The sequence below is a fragment of the Streptomyces sp. NBC_00306 genome, from assembly GCF_036169555.1.
In the GTDB taxonomy this organism is placed as follows: Bacteria; Actinomycetota; Actinomycetes; order Streptomycetales; family Streptomycetaceae; genus Streptomyces; species Streptomyces achmelvichensis.
This window is the reverse complement of record NZ_CP108032.1, coordinates 13,240-28,381: the sequence shown is the minus strand read 5'-3', so window position 1 is coordinate 28,381 and position 15,142 is coordinate 13,240. Positions and strand designations below refer to the sequence as shown.

General features: G+C 67.7%; 14 protein-coding genes. 5 read left to right on the top strand and 9 right to left on the bottom strand.

From position 1 onward, the window contains the following. Nucleotides 1–95: 95 nt before the first annotated feature. The 3 genes from OHA05_RS00130 to OHA05_RS00120 all read right to left on the bottom strand — a co-directional run bounded on the left by OHA05_RS00130 (nucleotide 96) and on the right by OHA05_RS00120 (nucleotide 2,352). On the bottom strand, nucleotides 96–1,007 hold the full coding sequence (locus OHA05_RS00130; RefSeq protein WP_328859349.1) for a cobalamin-binding protein: 912 nt from the start codon (nucleotides 1,005–1,007) through the stop codon (nucleotides 96–98). A 143-nt stretch (nucleotides 1,008–1,150) separates the two neighbouring features. Next, entirely contained in the window at nucleotides 1,151–1,504 is a 354-nt protein-coding gene (locus OHA05_RS00125) for a hypothetical protein (protein WP_328859348.1), read from the bottom strand. A 191-nt stretch (nucleotides 1,505–1,695) separates the two neighbouring features. Then, nucleotides 1,696–2,352 (bottom strand): proteophosphoglycan 5, encoded by a 657-nt coding sequence (locus tag OHA05_RS00120; protein ID WP_328859347.1) that lies wholly within the window; start codon nucleotides 2,350–2,352, stop codon nucleotides 1,696–1,698. A 282-nt stretch (nucleotides 2,353–2,634) separates the two neighbouring features. Between OHA05_RS00120 and OHA05_RS00115 the strand changes: the two genes are divergently transcribed. Beyond that, on the top strand, nucleotides 2,635–2,934 hold the full coding sequence (locus tag OHA05_RS00115; protein ID WP_313948560.1) for a hypothetical protein: 300 nt from the start codon (nucleotides 2,635–2,637) through the stop codon (nucleotides 2,932–2,934). 476 nt (nucleotides 2,935–3,410) lie between these two features. Here OHA05_RS00115 and OHA05_RS00110 read toward each other — a convergent pair whose 3' ends face one another. From OHA05_RS00110 to OHA05_RS00095, 4 genes are all read right to left on the bottom strand, one after another. After that, on the bottom strand, nucleotides 3,411–3,842 hold the full coding sequence (locus OHA05_RS00110; protein ID WP_328859346.1) for an OsmC family protein: 432 nt from the start codon (nucleotides 3,840–3,842) through the stop codon (nucleotides 3,411–3,413). Nucleotides 3,843–3,935: 93 nt separating this feature from the next. Further along, nucleotides 3,936–4,595, bottom strand: a complete 660-nt coding sequence (locus OHA05_RS00105) for an MSMEG_1061 family FMN-dependent PPOX-type flavoprotein (protein WP_328859345.1) — start codon at nucleotides 4,593–4,595, stop codon at nucleotides 3,936–3,938. A 100-nt stretch (nucleotides 4,596–4,695) separates the two neighbouring features. Next, the gene (locus OHA05_RS00100; RefSeq protein ID WP_328859344.1) at nucleotides 4,696–5,529 is read right to left on the bottom strand and encodes a PIG-L family deacetylase; all 834 of its coding nucleotides are present in this window, start codon (nucleotides 5,527–5,529) and stop codon (nucleotides 4,696–4,698) included. A gap of 593 nt (nucleotides 5,530–6,122) precedes the next feature. Then, a complete protein-coding gene (locus tag OHA05_RS00095; RefSeq protein ID WP_328859343.1) occupies nucleotides 6,123–9,932 on the bottom strand; it encodes a S8 family peptidase in 3,810 nt (1,269 codons plus the stop codon). A gap of 943 nt (nucleotides 9,933–10,875) precedes the next feature. Between OHA05_RS00095 and OHA05_RS00090 the strand changes: the two genes are divergently transcribed. The 4 genes from OHA05_RS00090 to OHA05_RS00075 all read left to right on the top strand — a co-directional run bounded on the left by OHA05_RS00090 (nucleotide 10,876) and on the right by OHA05_RS00075 (nucleotide 13,681). Beyond that, nucleotides 10,876–11,997 (top strand): IS630 family transposase, encoded by a 1,122-nt coding sequence (locus tag OHA05_RS00090; RefSeq protein WP_328859342.1) that lies wholly within the window; start codon nucleotides 10,876–10,878, stop codon nucleotides 11,995–11,997. A gap of 95 nt (nucleotides 11,998–12,092) precedes the next feature. Further along, nucleotides 12,093–12,560, top strand: coding sequence for an Lsr2 family DNA-binding protein (locus OHA05_RS00085; RefSeq protein WP_328859341.1), 468 nt, complete (start codon nucleotides 12,093–12,095; stop codon nucleotides 12,558–12,560). A 62-nt stretch (nucleotides 12,561–12,622) separates the two neighbouring features. Next, on the top strand, nucleotides 12,623–12,796 hold the full coding sequence (locus tag OHA05_RS00080; RefSeq protein ID WP_328859340.1) for a hypothetical protein: 174 nt from the start codon (nucleotides 12,623–12,625) through the stop codon (nucleotides 12,794–12,796). 360 nt (nucleotides 12,797–13,156) lie between these two features. Next, the gene (locus tag OHA05_RS00075) at nucleotides 13,157–13,681 is read left to right on the top strand and encodes a hypothetical protein (RefSeq protein WP_328859339.1); all 525 of its coding nucleotides are present in this window, start codon (nucleotides 13,157–13,159) and stop codon (nucleotides 13,679–13,681) included. A 177-nt stretch (nucleotides 13,682–13,858) separates the two neighbouring features. Here OHA05_RS00075 and OHA05_RS00070 read toward each other — a convergent pair whose 3' ends face one another. Together OHA05_RS00070 and OHA05_RS38185 are read right to left on the bottom strand one after the other, a co-directional pair. Then, on the bottom strand, nucleotides 13,859–14,170 hold the full coding sequence (locus OHA05_RS00070) for a hypothetical protein (RefSeq protein WP_328859338.1): 312 nt from the start codon (nucleotides 14,168–14,170) through the stop codon (nucleotides 13,859–13,861). A gap of 4 nt (nucleotides 14,171–14,174) precedes the next feature. Beyond that, on the bottom strand, nucleotides 14,175–14,345 hold the full coding sequence (locus OHA05_RS38185) for a hypothetical protein (RefSeq protein ID WP_443043603.1): 171 nt from the start codon (nucleotides 14,343–14,345) through the stop codon (nucleotides 14,175–14,177). Nucleotides 14,346–15,142: the final 797 nt, after the last annotated feature.

The following is a 15,142-nucleotide window of genomic DNA, read 5'->3' as shown; positions in this document are numbered from 1 at the left end:
TCTCCATCGGGAGGCGGACCAGGTGGGGATCGAGGAAGCCCTGGCCGCGCTGCCGGAGCCGGTCGCGAGCGAAGACGGCGTTCTGACCGGTCCGCTCACAGACGGCGTGCCTCGGCCGGCGTGACCGGCGCTCCGACCCGTACGGCGTGCAGGACGTGAGCCAGAACCTCCGCTCCCCGGACCACTCGGGGCCCCGGGCGGTTGAAGTAGGACGGGCCGTCCAAGACCCATACCTGGTCGGCGCGCACCGCGGGCAGGTCCTCCCACCCGGGCAGCCTGGTGAGCAACTCCCGCTCCCGCAGCGTCCGTTCCGGCGGAAAGCCGCACGGCAGGACGAGCAGCACATCCGGACGTGCGACGCATACAGCGTCCCACGACACCGGCTTCGTGTGCTCGCCGGGCGCGGCGAGGAGCGGCTCGCCGCCGGCTGCCGTGATCTGCTCGGGCACCCAGTGCCCGGCGGGCCACAGCGGGTCCAGCCATTCGATCGCCATCACCCGGGGACGGGCACGGCCCGCGACCGCAGCGCCGACCCTGTCGAGGCGGGCGGCCAGGTCGGCCCGGCGCTGCTCGGCGCGTTCCCGTACGCCGAGCAGTGTTCCGACCGTGACCAGACAGGCCAGCACGTCGTCCAGCGTGCGGGGCTCCAGGCTCAAGACCCGGGTGTCGGCGTTGAGAAGGCGTACGCTCCGGCTGACCTTCTCGTAGGAGACGGCGCACACGTCGCACAGGTCCTGGGTGAGGACGAAGTCGGGGCGCAAGGCTGCGAGTGCCCCGGTGTCCAGGGTGTAGAGCGAGGATCCGGAGTGCGCCGATCCGCCGACGGCGTCGGAGATCTCCCGGCTGGTGAGCCGGTCCTGGTCCAGGTCGGCGCCCGTGACCACGGGGACGGACGCAACGTCCCGCGGCGGCCAGTCGCATTCGTGGGTGCGGCCGACGAGCTGCTCGGACAGACCGAGCTCGGCCACGATGTCGGTCGCGGCAGGCAGCAGGGAGACGATGCGCATGCCGCGACCCTACGACCTCAACGGCGGCACCAGGTGCCCCAGTGCACGGCGATCGTGCCGCCAACACCCACCGTCGTACCCCGGGTGGCGGTGGCGGTGGCGAAGGCCGAGCCGTTCGATGCCGACCTTTGCAGATGCTCGGCTCAGTAGCCGGGCGGGATCCGGTCCTGCGGACCGTCAGCCACCTCTGCCGCGCCGTCGTCCAACTGCGCTTGCTTGGCCACGTCCGGGTCGGTCGAGTCCGAGACCAGCTCCGCGATGCGCAGGGTGCACTCCCACTGCGTCAGCTTGCCTTTGATCACCACCAGATATGACTCCTGGTCGGCGAAGCGGTACACGTGGCGCCACTTCTCGACGATATTCTTGCTGGGTACGTACGTGTGGAGGGCAGCACGGAGTGCCTTCAACGCCTGGTCCTTCGTTTCCTGCCCACGGCAGATGAACTCGGTCCTGTGCACGTCGCTGTAGTACTCCGCGATCACGACCCAGTTGCCCATGCCCACTCCCTCTCGGCGCCGCTGCCAGTCAGCCACAGCTCAGCATGCGGAGCAAGAGTGATGCAGACCGAGGGCTCCGCGCGAGAGCGGCGAATGTGAGGAGCGGCTGACCACCGGCGGACGGGACGAGCCGAAGTCGAGACCTCGGGGGTGGACCCTGACGTGGATGCTGGTCTGCAACTGGTCGCTCGTTACTGTCGGTGGCGCGGCCACGCGCGGAATGCGCGTGCTGCGGCTACGCCGGCTGATGGGTTCCATGCTGTGGGTGTGGCGGGTTGGGGGCCGATGACGGCGGTCAGCAGGTCTTCCGTGATCAGACAGTCCGCTGCGATCAGCGCCTCGATCGCTGCCGTCGACGGCGGTGCCTGCCTGCCTGGAGATTCCTTGGTGTACTCGGTGACGAATTCCACGGTCATCTCCGCGTTGAGTGCGGGGAGGCCGACGCTGCCGAAGCCGTCGTCGGGCTCGTACGGTGCGCACTGCCAGCGCCCGTCCTCGAAGCCGTAGACGAAGCCCACCCACTGCCCGGCGTCCTGTACGACCCGTACGGGCGGCTCCCACCAGGCGGGAGTGCCGGCCAGTAGGTCGGTCTCCTCCTCCTGGAAGTACTCGGCGGCGGGACCGTAGTACGTGTTGCTGTACTCGTGGTCGTGGCCGACGATGAGAGCCCGCCCGTCCTCGAAGTGGTGCAGGTCGAGCCAGTTGCCGCCACCGTCGTCGTAGTGCCAGCGGGCGTCGTCGGCGCGGCAGCCGTCTCCCCAGCCCCGTGCCGCGAGCACGGCTGCGAAGGCGGCCCATCGCGGACGGAGTTGAGCAGGGGCGGGGATGTCCAGCGTCTTGAGAGCCATGTGGCACACCCTTGCACGCAGGACTGACAGTGCATCGCGCATCTCCCGCCCCCGGGTCCTCCGCCCCGTCACGACGCCACCCGGCCGATCCCGAGCGCGGCCCGTCGGCCGGCCTGCTGTGCAGCCCGCCTGGCGCGGGTTCTCCTCTCGCGGAATGCTCACGAGCAACAGCCCTGGCTCGACTTCTGCGGCAGGCAGCCCGACGCTGCCACCGCCCCTGCCACACTGACGCCGTACGCGTCGCGGCATGCGACGTCGAGGGGGTAAGGAACTGATCGCGCGATGCCTCAATGGATAGTTCTGGCCGTGCCCGTCAGCGGCGTGTCGGACGCAGGTCGTGACGGACGGACCATCGCGGAGTTCGAAGGAAGCGCGGAAGAGGCGGAAGCGGCTCTCCTGCGGGCGGCGCACACATACGAGCACGGTCTGTGGAAGGTGCGCCGCCGCGAGATCTTCATGTGCTCAAGCAGGTCCTACTTCCTTCGCCTCCGGAATCGTCTGGCGGCGTACGGTTTCCTCATCCAACTTGCCGAACTGGTCCACGACTCCGATACGAAGCAACAGGACCGTCCTGCCACCTGATGGATCACGTCGTGAAGGTGCCAGAAGCGCACCTCGCCGCGCCCCGTGACAGCCCGGCCGCTCTCGCTTCGGACCGTCGCTGGATGGGTCCGTCGCCGCCCGGAGCCCTCTCCGTGAGCGAACACCTCCACCTGAAGAACGTCCGGGCCAACTGCCCAGAAATCGACGCTCACCCCAGGGCACGTCCGGTCCTTCGCGACCAGGCTCACCGAGCGTCAGGACGGGCACCTGCCGGACTGGCTCGCCGCCGTCAGGCAGGACGCTCTCCCCAGCCTTCACCCGCTCACCGCGCGCATCGCGACCGCGAAGCCGTCATCGCCTAGGCGTCGGTGAACCTCTCGACGCCGCGCATCACAGACAACCGGCCTGAAGGCGCCGCCGGTTGTGTCCGGCCCCCGGGCCCCCTGGAGCTGTGTCTGCCGTGTTGTCGATGACGTTCGGTACGTCCGGGGGAGTCCGAGCCACGTGGGTCAGATCTACGTGACCTTCGCCGTAACGGGAGTGCCGATCTCCACGGTGCGGCTGACGGTGCAGAGCTTGTCGTGGGAGACCTTGACCGCTCGCGGGAGGATGGCGCGGGCCCGGTCCCCGGCTTCGCCGTCCGGGAACGTGACAGCGAAGACCAGCTCGAGATCGGCCATCCGGTTGCCCAGTTCGTCGCTGACCTTGTGGCCGGTCACGGTGACGGTGAACCCAGTGGGCTCGCTGTGCCGGGCGGTAGCGACGTCGACGTCCACGGCCGTGCAGCCGCCGAGCGCGGCCAGCAGCAGCTCGACCGGCGTGAACTCGGTGCCCTCATCGGCGGCGCTGCCGCCGAAGACGATCGTGCCACCGCGGGCATTGGTGGCGTGGAAGCTTCCGGGTCCGGTCCGTTCGACGGTGACGGAGCGCAGGGAGTGGTCGGTCATGACAGGAGAGTAACGGGCTGACCCGCGATTGATCGTGGGGCGTGCTGGTCCGGGGGCCGGCGGGTTGGTGGTTCAGCAAGCGCAGGTCGCCCGTTACTCGTACCGATACTTCAGCGAATCCGCCTCCGCCTGCTCGATGCCGGCGATCGTCAGCTCCGGCATCCGGAGCTGGGCCAGCGTCACCTCGGCCGACGTCGGCTGGGCGTCTGCCGGCAGCCACTGCTCCGGCTTCCAGGCCCCGCTGCGCAGGAGCGACTTGGGGCAGTGCGGGTAGACTTCCTCGATCCCCACCACCAGCGCACTGGCCGGCGGCTTGCCCACGGCGGTCAGTTGCGACAGCAGGTCCGGGCGGGTGGAGACGCAGGCGCGGCCGTTCACCCTGAGCGTCGTGGTGCGCCCCGGGATGATGAACAGCAGCCCGGCCCGTCCGGTGGCGACGACGTTCTGCAGGGTGTCCAGACGCTTGTTGCCTGTCGCGTCCGGTATCGCCACCGTCCGTGTGTCCAGGACGGCGACGAACCCGGCGGGGCCGCCGCGCGGGGAAACGTCACAGTTGCCCTCGGCGTCCGCACTGGCGACCAGGACCAGCGATGAGCAGCCGATCAACCGTCGCGTCTGATCGGTGAGTTCGTCCATCTGCTTGCGCAATGCCGTGGCCTTGGGGAGTTCGTAGGCCCGACGCAGCGCCTCCTGGTCGGTCACGGCGTCGAGGCGGAGCGAGTCGAAGGCACTGCCGGCAAGGGGTTGTGTCATGCCCCGACCCTACTGGGCCGACCTGCGAGCCTCCGGGTGTGCGACCCGCTCGATCGCGCCCTGCGGTCGATGGTTTTCCCGGCGGGGCCGGACGGGCGGATCAGCGCAGTCCGGCGAAGAGATCGCTCTCGGGTACGGTCGCGCCCGTGGCGTCCTGGACACGTACGAAGGTCTCCATACCCATCAACTCGCCGAACCTCTCCTTGCCCATCTTGAGGAAGAAGATGTTCTCGCCCTGACTGGCGTGCGCGGCCAACGCGTCGAACTTCTGACCGCTGAACGCGGTGGTGTCCACCCACGTGGTGATCTCATCGTCGGGGAGGCCGATCTCGGCCATCGCGGCGGCCTCGGCAGGATCCGGCTCCGGCATGTCCTCATGAAACTCGCGCATGATCTCGCCGAACCGCTGCATCATCGAGCGAGGCATCGTGGTCCAGTACACCTTCGGTGTCAGCGCGGTCATCTCCAGCGCCGCCATCGTGATGCGGTGGGCCTGGATGTGGTCGGGGTGGCCGTAGAAGCCGTTCTCGTCGTAGGTGACGACCACATCAGGTCGGTAGTGCCGCATGAGTTCCGCGAGTCGGGCCGCGCCCTCCTGCACGGGGGTCTGCCAGAAGGATCCGGGGGCGTCGTTGCTCGGCCAGCCCGTCATCCCGGAGTCGGCATAATCCAGCATCTCCAGATCGCTGACCTTCAGGACGTCGCAGCTCACCTCGAGTTCTTGACGGCGCATCAAGGCGACCGCGGCCGGATCGTGCCCGGGATCGCCCGGCTTGACACCCCCGGGTCCGTCACCGCACCCGCCGTCGGTACACGTCACGAGAACCGTGCGGATGCCTTCCGCCGCATACCGCGCGAGGACACCTCCGGTTCCGGTGGCCTCGTCGTCGGGGTGGGCGTGTACCGCCATGAGCGTCAAGGGCCGGCCAGTCATGAAACAGTCCTCCTGCAGAAATACGTCTTGGTCCTGAATGCGCGGCGGTCGCACCGCGATCCTGGGGCCGGAACCTGGTGGGGCGGACGACCTCGCGGTCTCCGTGTCCCCGACCGTGCGGCACCGGTCCCTCGATCGATGCAACCTACCGGCCGGACCGGCTGTTCCCGCCACGGCCGCTTGGCCTTCCAGCCGTCGGCGTTCAACGCGAACCAGGTGTCGCCTCCTCCGTGGTGGTCGCTGTCGTTCTCGGCGCGGGGGCACCGCCTCTGCCGCGTCTCCTGACTCCGCGTCCCGTCAGCGCCCGACGGCCGGCGTCCATGCCGACGACAACCGCTGGGATCACGGTGTCGGCTACCAGTTCGACCTGGGGGTACGTGCCCTCGGCGACCCGAACTGGCGGATGAAAGGTCTCTGACATCGGCCGGACACGGTCCTGCGCCGGCACCGTGACCTGGTCACTCGCCATCATCGTCGCCCAGTCCCGGGAGAGACGCCATGGCAGCCGGTCGTGCCGGCCCATCGAAAGGGGCGGGACCGTGGCATGGTCCCGCCCCTGCCTTCGCTCCGCTCTCAGCGGAGGTGCGCTGACGTCACTTCAGGCCGAAGGCCCGGGTGATGGTTTGCTCCACGGCATTGCCGTCGGCGTCACGAGCGCCTGCCTTCAGGGTGACGAACTTGGCGCCCTTGGGGGCGTCCAGCTCCGTCCGCCAGCCGCGGCCGTCGGAGGTCCGCTTCAAGGACGTTCGATGCCAAGTGGCGCCGTCGTCGTAGGACAACTGCAGGGTCACGTTCTGGAAGGCGACCGGGGGCTGCTCCGTGTACGCGGTCGGCCACTGGCCCGGCATGGCAGGCTTGACGGTGAAGCTTGCACCGCGGTGCGCCTTGCCCGAGACGTCCGTGTCGACGTCGTAGTCCAGCTGGACCAGCGGCAGGGGCTCCATGTCGTGCGGCGCACCCGCCGCCGAGGTGAAGTCCCAGACCGTCCGGGTGCTGGTGGAGTAGGGGCTTGTCCAGGTGCCCCGGGACTGTTCCGAGACGATCCGGTACGGAAGTCGCTGCGGCTTCAGTCCCACCGCGGTGGCCCAATAGGTGGGCGCCTGCTCGAGCAGGGTGTCGCCCTGGTAGATCGAGGTGCTCGCCCGGACGCCCGGGTGGCTCGTGAATCCCTCGCGGTCGGAGCCCGCGTCGCCCCACCCGGCGCTGACCCACGCAGTCATGAAGTTGCTGAAGCGGCCGAGCAGCGAGCCGCCGTACGAGACGCGCGGCCGCTGGATCGGGGAGAACCAGTTCTGCGCTGTGCGGCTTCCCGCACCGTAGTGCTTGTCCGCGGCGACGACCCGGGTCTCGCCGATGACCATCGCGCTCTCCCGGTACTGCACATCGGGGGACACGTAGTCGGTGCGATTGCCTTGGCCCTGCCCCGGAAGCTCCGGCCATCCGACGGCCCACCAGTCGTTCTCCGCCCACACGTCGTAGCGGAAGTCCGTCGCCTGGGCTGGGCGATAGTTGCGGAAGGACATGTCGACCTGGGCGAGGTCGCTGGTACGCGGGCGGTAGGCGAGATCCGTCGGGATCTTGTTGTGGTACTTGCCCACCACGTCGTACAGGTACTCGGTGGTCGGGTTGGAATACACCTGCAGTGACCTCCCAGCCTTGGTGACCTGGGAGATCAGGCGGCGGCCTTCCTCGTAGTTCAGCGTCGCGATGGTCAGCGGCGCGACAATGTCGAAGGCCAGCGGCTCCACGCGGCCGGGTCCGTCGTTGACGACGAGCAGCAGCCCGGCACCGGCTGCAGCTGCGGTCGCGGCCTGGGAGGACAGCGGAACCGTGTCGTTGCGGTCGACCACGACGGCCTTGCCACGGACGTCACGCCCCTTGTAGTCCGCTTCGGCGCCCTGTTCCACGTACACGGCCGCCATCCGGTGCGACCCCTTGGACAGGGGCTTCGTCCCGCGCCGCACCAGCAGGTCGCGGTAGGTCTCGACACCCGCGGAGATCTTCAGCGCGGGCTGCTCATTGCGCCAACGGGTGCGGACTTCGAAGGTTCCGTCGGTCACCTTCGGCGTCGGCACTGCCCAGATGCTGTTCTCCGTGCGCGACGGGAGGAAGGACCAGTACTGTTCGCTCACGCCGGAGAAGGTCCGCTTGTAGTCGACCCTCAGCGCGGTCGTCTCGGACTCCCGGGGCGTCGACAGCTTGATCTGGCGAGCCCTGGTGGCATCGAACTCGACGGTCATGTCACGGTCGAGTTCGATCTGCGGCGCCGTGAGCAGGGCGCGTCCGCGGGACTGCGGACCCTGACCGCCCTGAACCTGCATCCAGTAGGCCAGCGACCAGGTGCCGGCCGGCAGTTCAAGGGTGAAGACGCCGGGGTTGTTCCAGTCCTCGAAGTCGATATTCCAATTGCTCAGGTAGGGGTGGGATTCCTGGTCGGAGACCCCGGTCAGGGTTCCGACGTTCTTGTAGATCTGGCCCGCCCGGTCCTTGGGTACGACCGTGAGCTTGAAGGTCTGGTTGGCGGTGGCGAAGCCGACGGCAGTGTGGGCGAGACGGGTGCCCGCCGCCGAGGCGTCGATACGTGCGTCGTAACCCTTTCCGGCGGCTGACTTGTCGACGTTAGCGGTCACGGTCACCCTGCTGGTGCCGTGCGCCGGGACGGTGACCTTGTTCTGCGACAGGGTGAACAGGCCGGCCGGGGCCTTCGACGACGAGACCGCGAGGTCCAATGCCACCGGAGCATTGCCGGTGTTGGTGTACGTCACCGTCTTGTTGACTTTCGCGCCGGGCTCGGCGGGCCAGGCGTGCTCGCCCAGAGAGACCGTGCCAGTGGCGAACAGCGTGGCCTTGGTTGCCGCCGCGACGTCGACCCGGCCGGCCCCTGCCTGGAAGACGGTGTAGTCCGGGGTCGGCTTGGAGGTGCTGACCAGGGCGTCCTTCAGCTGCTGCCCGGTCCAGTCGGGGTGTTCGGCGGCCAGCAGCGCGGCAGCGCCGGCGACATGCGGAGTCGCCATCGAGGTGCCGCTCATCTTCATATAGTCACCGCCTCCGCCGGCGTGCCGCGAGAGGGCGGCGAGAATGCCGACACCCGGAGCGGTGATCTCGGGCTTGACCGCGCTGTCACCCCAGCGCGGGCCGCGGCTGGAGAAGCCGGCCAGCTTGTCGTCGCCGTCCACGGCACCGACGGTCAGCGCCGCGTCCGCGGCGCCGGGCGTAGCGACCGTCTTCGCCTCCGGGCCCGAGTTGCCCGCGGCGATGGTGAACAGCGCGCCGGTCTCGGCACTGAGGTGGTTGACGGCCTGGCTCAGCGGGTCGGACCCGTCGGATGCGCCCCCACCCAGGCTCATGCTGATGACCTTGGCGCCCGCGTCCCGGGCGGCCCACTCCATGCCGGCCAGGATCCACGATTGGTATCCCTGGCCTTGGTCGTTGAGAACCTTGCCCACGTGCAGCCGAACGCCAGGGGCGACACCCTTCTCCTTGCCGCCGGAGGCCGCGCCGGTTCCTGCAATGGTGGAAGCCACGTGGGTGCCGTGTCCTTGGCGATCCACGGCATCCGTTTCGGCGGTCGCCTGTCCCTGGGGACCATCACCGCCGCCGGGGTCTGGATCCTGTACGAAGCTGGTCGCCTCGGCGACCTGGCCGACCAGGTCGGGGTGACCGTCGTCGATACCGCTGTCCAGCACGGCGACGTCCACGCCCTTGCCGGTGTTACCGCCGGCCCATGCCGCGGGTGCCCCGATCTGCGCGGTCGAGTCGGCGAGGGTCGCCTCGACCTTGCCGTCCAGCCAGATCTTGGAGATACCGCCGGCCAGGGTGGGCTGGGGTGCGGGGGAGGCGAGGAGGCTGCGACCGGGGGTCAGCGCGGATACCTTCACGCCGGAGGTGATCGCCGACCAGAATTCGGTCGCCTTGTCGCGGTCCTCGGCGATGGCAGCACCGTCGATGCTGGAAAGGGAGCGAATCCTCGTCGATCCCTTCGGCGCGCCCTGCTTGCGGGCAGCACCGGCGCTGGCGTAGGTGACGATGAGCGGCAGCCGGTCCACCCGAGCGTCGTCGTATCCGTCGGTCACCAACTGGGTAACGTTGAAAAGCTCCTTGTCGAGGAGCCCGGCGGAGACATACGGAGCGGCCGACTCGGGATACACGTACACGTCTTCGCCGACTCTGGCGGTCTTCGCCGCGATCGGCTCACCATGCGGGCCGGACACCGACACGGTGCCGGCGCCGCCTCCGGCGGCGGGGGTGACCACAGCCTTGTCACCGGTGATCAGGGTGACGGTACGGGGGCCGGACTGCGCCGCCGCCTCGCCAGCCGGGCCGAACACACTGGTCGACGCCTTGCTTTCGACCGGCGGCGTGGGCTGCGCGCCTGCGGATGTCGTGGCCGAGATGGGCAGCATGAGCACTGTGACGCCGAGCGCCGCCAGCCTCGCTTTATGGGAGGATATGAAAGGCAATCTGATTCTTCTCCGTTTTATGAAAAGTCAGGTACCGGAGCATCCTCTTACCTCGACTCGCGGTCAGCCATCATGAATCCTGGCGCAAGTTGGACATGGCACAGACGCGCCATCCACGCCAACGCAGCCGAGCTCAATTGCCCCGTTCATTCCCCGAGGCAGCTTCTTACGTCCGCGGTCGTCGACCGGGGCGGGCGCGCGATCGTCATGGACCGCACCCCGATCCGCGAATGGGCCGCCTTCGCCAAGTCCGTGGCAGAGGGCCGCTGCCAGGTCATCGGCGCCGCCAAGGCCGAGCTGTCGATGGACCCGCTGCGGGTGTTCGACGGTCCACGGTCGACCTTCTGCAGATCGTCTCCTCCAACCCCCTCGCAGCGATGGTGTTCAACGCGGATCTGCCGCCCGTGACGTTGGACGGCGACCTGGGTGCCGACATGGTCGTCGTCACCACGAGGGGGTTGACCGACCCTGCCGTGTGGACCCTGGCCCACGGGGTGTGGACCTGCGAGGACATCGCGGAACGGCTCCCACCCCGTTGTCGTTCGCGAATTCATCGAGCATGCGCATGAGCCCGCCAAGGGCTGCTCGTGGTCTCAAGTTTCCGCGTCCAAGTCCATCCACCTCGAGGCTTTCGGGACCAAGAAGGACCGGGGCGGAAAGTTCATGTTCGATGAGGGGACCATTCTCCCGAACCCGGCTCATGACGAGCCCCGCCCCTGGCCGCCGAGGAATCCGATGACCGACCTCACCACCCTTACGGCACTGTGCCGGCCCCCCGCCTCCGTGCGGCCCGCACTTGACTGGTTTCAGGTCGAGAACACCCTGGGAACGGGCCTACCTGAGGACTACTAGTGTCCTGCGCCAGAGATCCGTCGTTAATTCGTTTATGAGTGCTTCTGGGGATGTGCCGGTGTCACGTCGTGGTCCGAAGTTGGAACCGTTGTTGTTGTCGCCTGATGAGCGTGTGGTGTTGGAGCGTTGGGCTCGTAGGGCGTCATCCGCGCAGGCGGTGGCCTTGCGGGCCCGCATCGTGTTGGCATGTGATGGTGCTGACGTGCCGCCGATTGTCGTGGTGGCACGCGAGTTACATATCGCGGCGGACACGGTCCGCAAGTGGCGTCGCCGGTTTTTGGCCGCACGGTTGGACGGGCTGGTGGATGAGCCTCGGCCGGGCCGGCCGCCCACCATCAGCGTGGACCAGGTGGAGGCGGTCGTGGTCAGCACGCTGGAGGAAATCCCGAAGAACGCCACTCACTGGTCGCGTTCGTCGATGGCGGACCGCAGTGGCTTGTCGAAGTCGACGGTGGGCCGGATCTGGCGCAGGTTCCAGCTCAAGCCGCATTTGAGCGACACGTTCAAGCTGTCGACCGATCCGCTGTTCGTGGAGAAGGTCTACGACGTGGTGGGGCTGTATTTCAACCCGCCCGAAGGAGCGGTGGTGCTGTCGGTGGACGAGAAGTCTCAGATCCAGGCCTTGGATCGCTCTCAGCCTGTGCTGCCGATGATGCCCGGCATGCCCGAGCGCCGCACTCACGATTACGTCCGCAACGGTCTGACCACCTTGTTCGCGGCCTTTGACGTCGCGACTGGCGAAGTCATCACCTCACTGCACCGTCGGCACCGGGCCGCGGAGTTCAAGAAGTTCCTCATCAAGATCGACAAAGAGGTCCCCGAGCACCTTCAGGTCCATCTGATCTGCGACAACTATGGCACCCACAAGACCCCGGCCATCAAGACGTGGCTGGCCAAACACCCGCGGTTCCACCTGCACTTCACGCCCACCGGTTCCTCCTGGATCAACCAGGTGGAGCGATGGTTCGGCTTCCTCGCAGACCAGGAGATCCGCCGCGGTGCCCACAAGAGTGTGCGCTCCCTGGAAGCCGACATCCGCGCCTGGGTCAAACAGTGGAACGAGAACCCGACCCCGTTCACTTGGACCAAGACAGCCGAAGAGATCCTCGATTCACTCGCCCGCTTCTGCCAACGGATCTCTGGCGCAGGGCACTAGCAGCTCGTCGCCACCTACGGCCCCGGACAGTTCTGCGGCTTCCTCACTCTGCACTAGCCTCACGCCCCAGGGAGTGGGCTGATCTCACCGGCCCCATGCCGGAGCGGCTGCGTGCGCAGATTGAAGAAGTCCGGCAGGCCGCCCGTCGGCCCTGTCCGCTGCCGCACCCTCCTGAGGACCTCCTTGCCATGGGCGTCACCGGCAACAGCGACTACCTGTTCTGGGCAACCCAGCCTTGGGACGTCCCGGACGAATGGACCATTGCCGTCAACGAGGCGCTGCGTGCGCCCTGGTTCACCTACAACGGAACCGTGAGTGAGTTCCTCGTCGACGTGCTGAGCGCAAACGTGCGTGTCCCGATGTTCCCCTCAGACCTTCTCGACGGCGGCATCACTTTCACCCCGGCGCAACTCCGCAGCACCGCAACGGCCCCTGCCTCGCGGACATCCGTCAGCACCCACGTGATCCGAGAATGGGCCAGGGCCAACGGCTACGACTTTCCTGAGCGTGGACGTATACCGGTCGAGATCATGCAAGCCTGGGAACAGGTGAACCCTTGCTGAGTTCGTTCTGACTGAGCTCTTTGTTGGTTCGGTGGGGTTGGTGCAGGGACGGTCAGGCCGGTGTGGGTGAGGAAGGGCCGGGGCAGCTGCCGGTTCTGGTTGATGCGGTGGATGCCTTCTCCGGTGGCGTCGGCAACATCGGCGAGGTGGTCGCCGACGAGTTGGCGAGCTCGCGCTTGTTGAGCTACGACCACAGCAGTTCCACCGGGTTGGAGCTCGGGTGCGTAGGTGTGTGATTGCTCGAGGGTGAGCCAGTCCTGTTCGGCGACCAAGGACCGCATGGCCGGCTCCAGTGGGCGGACGCTCTGTCTCAGACCGCACCACCCACTCGTCAGGTAGAACACCTTGAGCTGTTCCAGGACCTCGATGAGCGCAGCGGTGTCGTAGCCACCGGGCTTGAGGTGGAAACACGGACGAGGCCCTGCTCGGGATCGGCGGCGTGGTAGCCGCGGGCCGCAGCCATCGAGGCGCGCTTCCCGTTCCCATGGAGCCTCGTGAAGGAGTTGAACATGTTCAATAGCGCTGGCAGGATGACAAGCGCGTGATCGACGCCCGGTCGAACCGCAGTCATTAGCGGTGCCGTGGCGGGAGGCCGGATGGTGAACACCAACCCCCTCGCCCCGCCACGGAGGATCGCGGCTGTCATCGCCTGCCTGTTGGTACTGGTGGGATGCAATCCGCACATGTACGACGAGGTTCCCGCAGTGCATGATGCGAAGCGGGCGGAGATCGTGGGTTCGTGGTTCGGTTTCGACCGCACGGAGGTCACTCTCCAGCCTGATGGAAAGGCAGTCATCAGTCTCCTGGACGGGCAGGAGTTCGACTTCGACGACCGGTGGCGGCTGTCAGGGACTGGGGAGTGGGAACTGACCGACGAGCGCGCAGAGTGGAACGACGGTCAGCATGTCCAGCTGACTCTCACCTCGCGCGTGTCATCGTCCACGCGCACTCCGGATCCCGCTGAGCGTCTCGACCCGTCGTCAGAGCGTGGGCCAGCACCTGAGACCTACAGATGGACCTTCGAGTTGCAGCGCGACGACAAGAAGCAGCTGATGTTGTACTTCTTCTTCGGCGACCCCGACTCCCGCAGCACCTACGGCCTGGAGCGAAGTTGGCCGTAGCACGTCGAAAGGGTGCCGGCCCTGGCTTGGAGCGCCCGGACGACACGTGTTCTGTCGTCGGCTTCATCCTTGTCACGTCGGTCCATGGGCAGCGCGCACCATGGTCAATGCTGCCCCTGCCGCGCCCGCCTGCCGCGTAAGTCCAACGGGATTCGCCTACGATCGGCCGCGTTTGTGTCAGCCGCTGATGTCATCGACAGACGGCACGCTTGACTCGCCACGGCTCGCCTCTGCTGTCTCGTCCTCGTCGCCCACGGCGTCGAGCAAACGCTGTCGCGCCTGCTCCAGGCGACCGGCGTAGCCCGGCATGAAGATCTCAACCAGCGCCTTCTCCAGGGTGCCGGAGATCGCGTAGATCGCTGACCAGACGGCGCGATCCGGGACAATCGCATCGAGCTTGTCGGACTGCATCATCACTTCGTAGAGCCAGTCAGAAAGCACGAACGCTTGATCGTGCGTGAGTTTGATGGCCACCGGCTCTTCGTTCACGCGGTCAAGATACGCGACGGTCAGGCTGGGCGACTCCGACGAGGGAGGCGTAGGTGGCAAGGTCGACGACCGGTCCGGTCCCGACCCACCGGGCGAGTTCGCTCGGGTTCGTCGTCATCCGCACTCCCAGAGCGTCGAGGACTTCGTCGCTCTGGATCGAGCACACTCTCACCATCGACGCCGTGTGCCCGACCCGACGTCACCACTTGGCCGTCTGCACCAGCAGCTCCATCGTCCGCACCATAACCAGGATCAGGCCATGCCGACAGAGGTCCAGCGCGGGCGGAGGCATCGGTGTACGTCGGCGGGCCGCAAGTACGGGCATTCCTCGATGAAGTTGCCCGTGCGAGCCCATCACAGGGCCCTGTCGGAGTCGCCGAGGCCTGGGGACTCAGCGGCGTCGGTCGCCCCGCTGACCGCGCCGAGCCTGCCGCGGCGCACGGCGCGGTGTCTCGTCCCCGCCGGTAGGAGTGGGGGAGGAGAACCCCACCGCCACCCCAACAGGTGCCGTCTGCTCCGGCACACGCTGTCCGGCCCCCTCGTGGGGTTCTGTTCGCCTCGCCGGTGCCGTGCCTGCCGGGCGGACGCTGGGTACGGGCGTGCCGACCACGCGCGTATGGGTCATCAGCTTGGCGCACGCGGCGCACACCTCGGCGAGATGCCACACGCGGCCGACAGCCGGATCGTGCCGCAGCACCAACACGGTGGTGCCTCCGCAGTGCACCCGCATGCCCTCGTGCGCCGCACAACTCTGTGCCCAGCACTGGCAGGAGGCCCTTTCCCTCACCCGGGCTGCCTTGGCGTGCGAGGCGGCGTGCAGGGCCGCGAACCTACGCAGGCCGGCCACGTCCCGCGACCTGGCCGGCATCGTGCAGGCTTTCGTCGAGCAGGAGACGGTGACCGTACGGTCGGCGTGTCCGGTCAGCCGCACCGTCCAGGTACGTCCCGGCGTACGGCCCGTGGGAAGCTCAG

Coding starts and splice junctions, on each gene's coding strand:
- OHA05_RS00075 (WP_328859339.1), top strand. CDS start 13,157: ATGGTGAACACCAACCCCCTCGCCCCGCCACGGAGGATCGCGGCTGTC.
- OHA05_RS00125 (WP_328859348.1), bottom strand. CDS start 1,504: ATGGGCAACTGGGTCGTGATCGCGGAGTACTACAGCGACGTGCACAGG.
- OHA05_RS00110 (WP_328859346.1), bottom strand. CDS start 3,842: ATGACCGACCACTCCCTGCGCTCCGTCACCGTCGAACGGACCGGACCC.
- OHA05_RS00095 (WP_328859343.1), bottom strand. CDS start 9,932: ATGCTGCCCATCTCGGCCACGACATCCGCAGGCGCGCAGCCCACGCCG.
- OHA05_RS00105 (WP_328859345.1), bottom strand. CDS start 4,595: ATGACACAACCCCTTGCCGGCAGTGCCTTCGACTCGCTCCGCCTCGAC.
- OHA05_RS38185 (WP_443043603.1), bottom strand. CDS start 14,345: ATGGTGAGAGTGTGCTCGATCCAGAGCGACGAAGTCCTCGACGCTCTG.
- OHA05_RS00130 (WP_328859349.1), bottom strand. CDS start 1,007: ATGCGCATCGTCTCCCTGCTGCCTGCCGCGACCGACATCGTGGCCGAG.
- OHA05_RS00090 (WP_328859342.1), top strand. CDS start 10,876: ATGAGTGCTTCTGGGGATGTGCCGGTGTCACGTCGTGGTCCGAAGTTG.
- OHA05_RS00120 (WP_328859347.1), bottom strand. CDS start 2,352: ATGGCTCTCAAGACGCTGGACATCCCCGCCCCTGCTCAACTCCGTCCG.
- OHA05_RS00085 (WP_328859341.1), top strand. CDS start 12,093: ATGCCGGAGCGGCTGCGTGCGCAGATTGAAGAAGTCCGGCAGGCCGCC.
- OHA05_RS00115 (WP_313948560.1), top strand. CDS start 2,635: ATGCCTCAATGGATAGTTCTGGCCGTGCCCGTCAGCGGCGTGTCGGAC.
- OHA05_RS00100 (WP_328859344.1), bottom strand. CDS start 5,529: ATGACTGGCCGGCCCTTGACGCTCATGGCGGTACACGCCCACCCCGAC.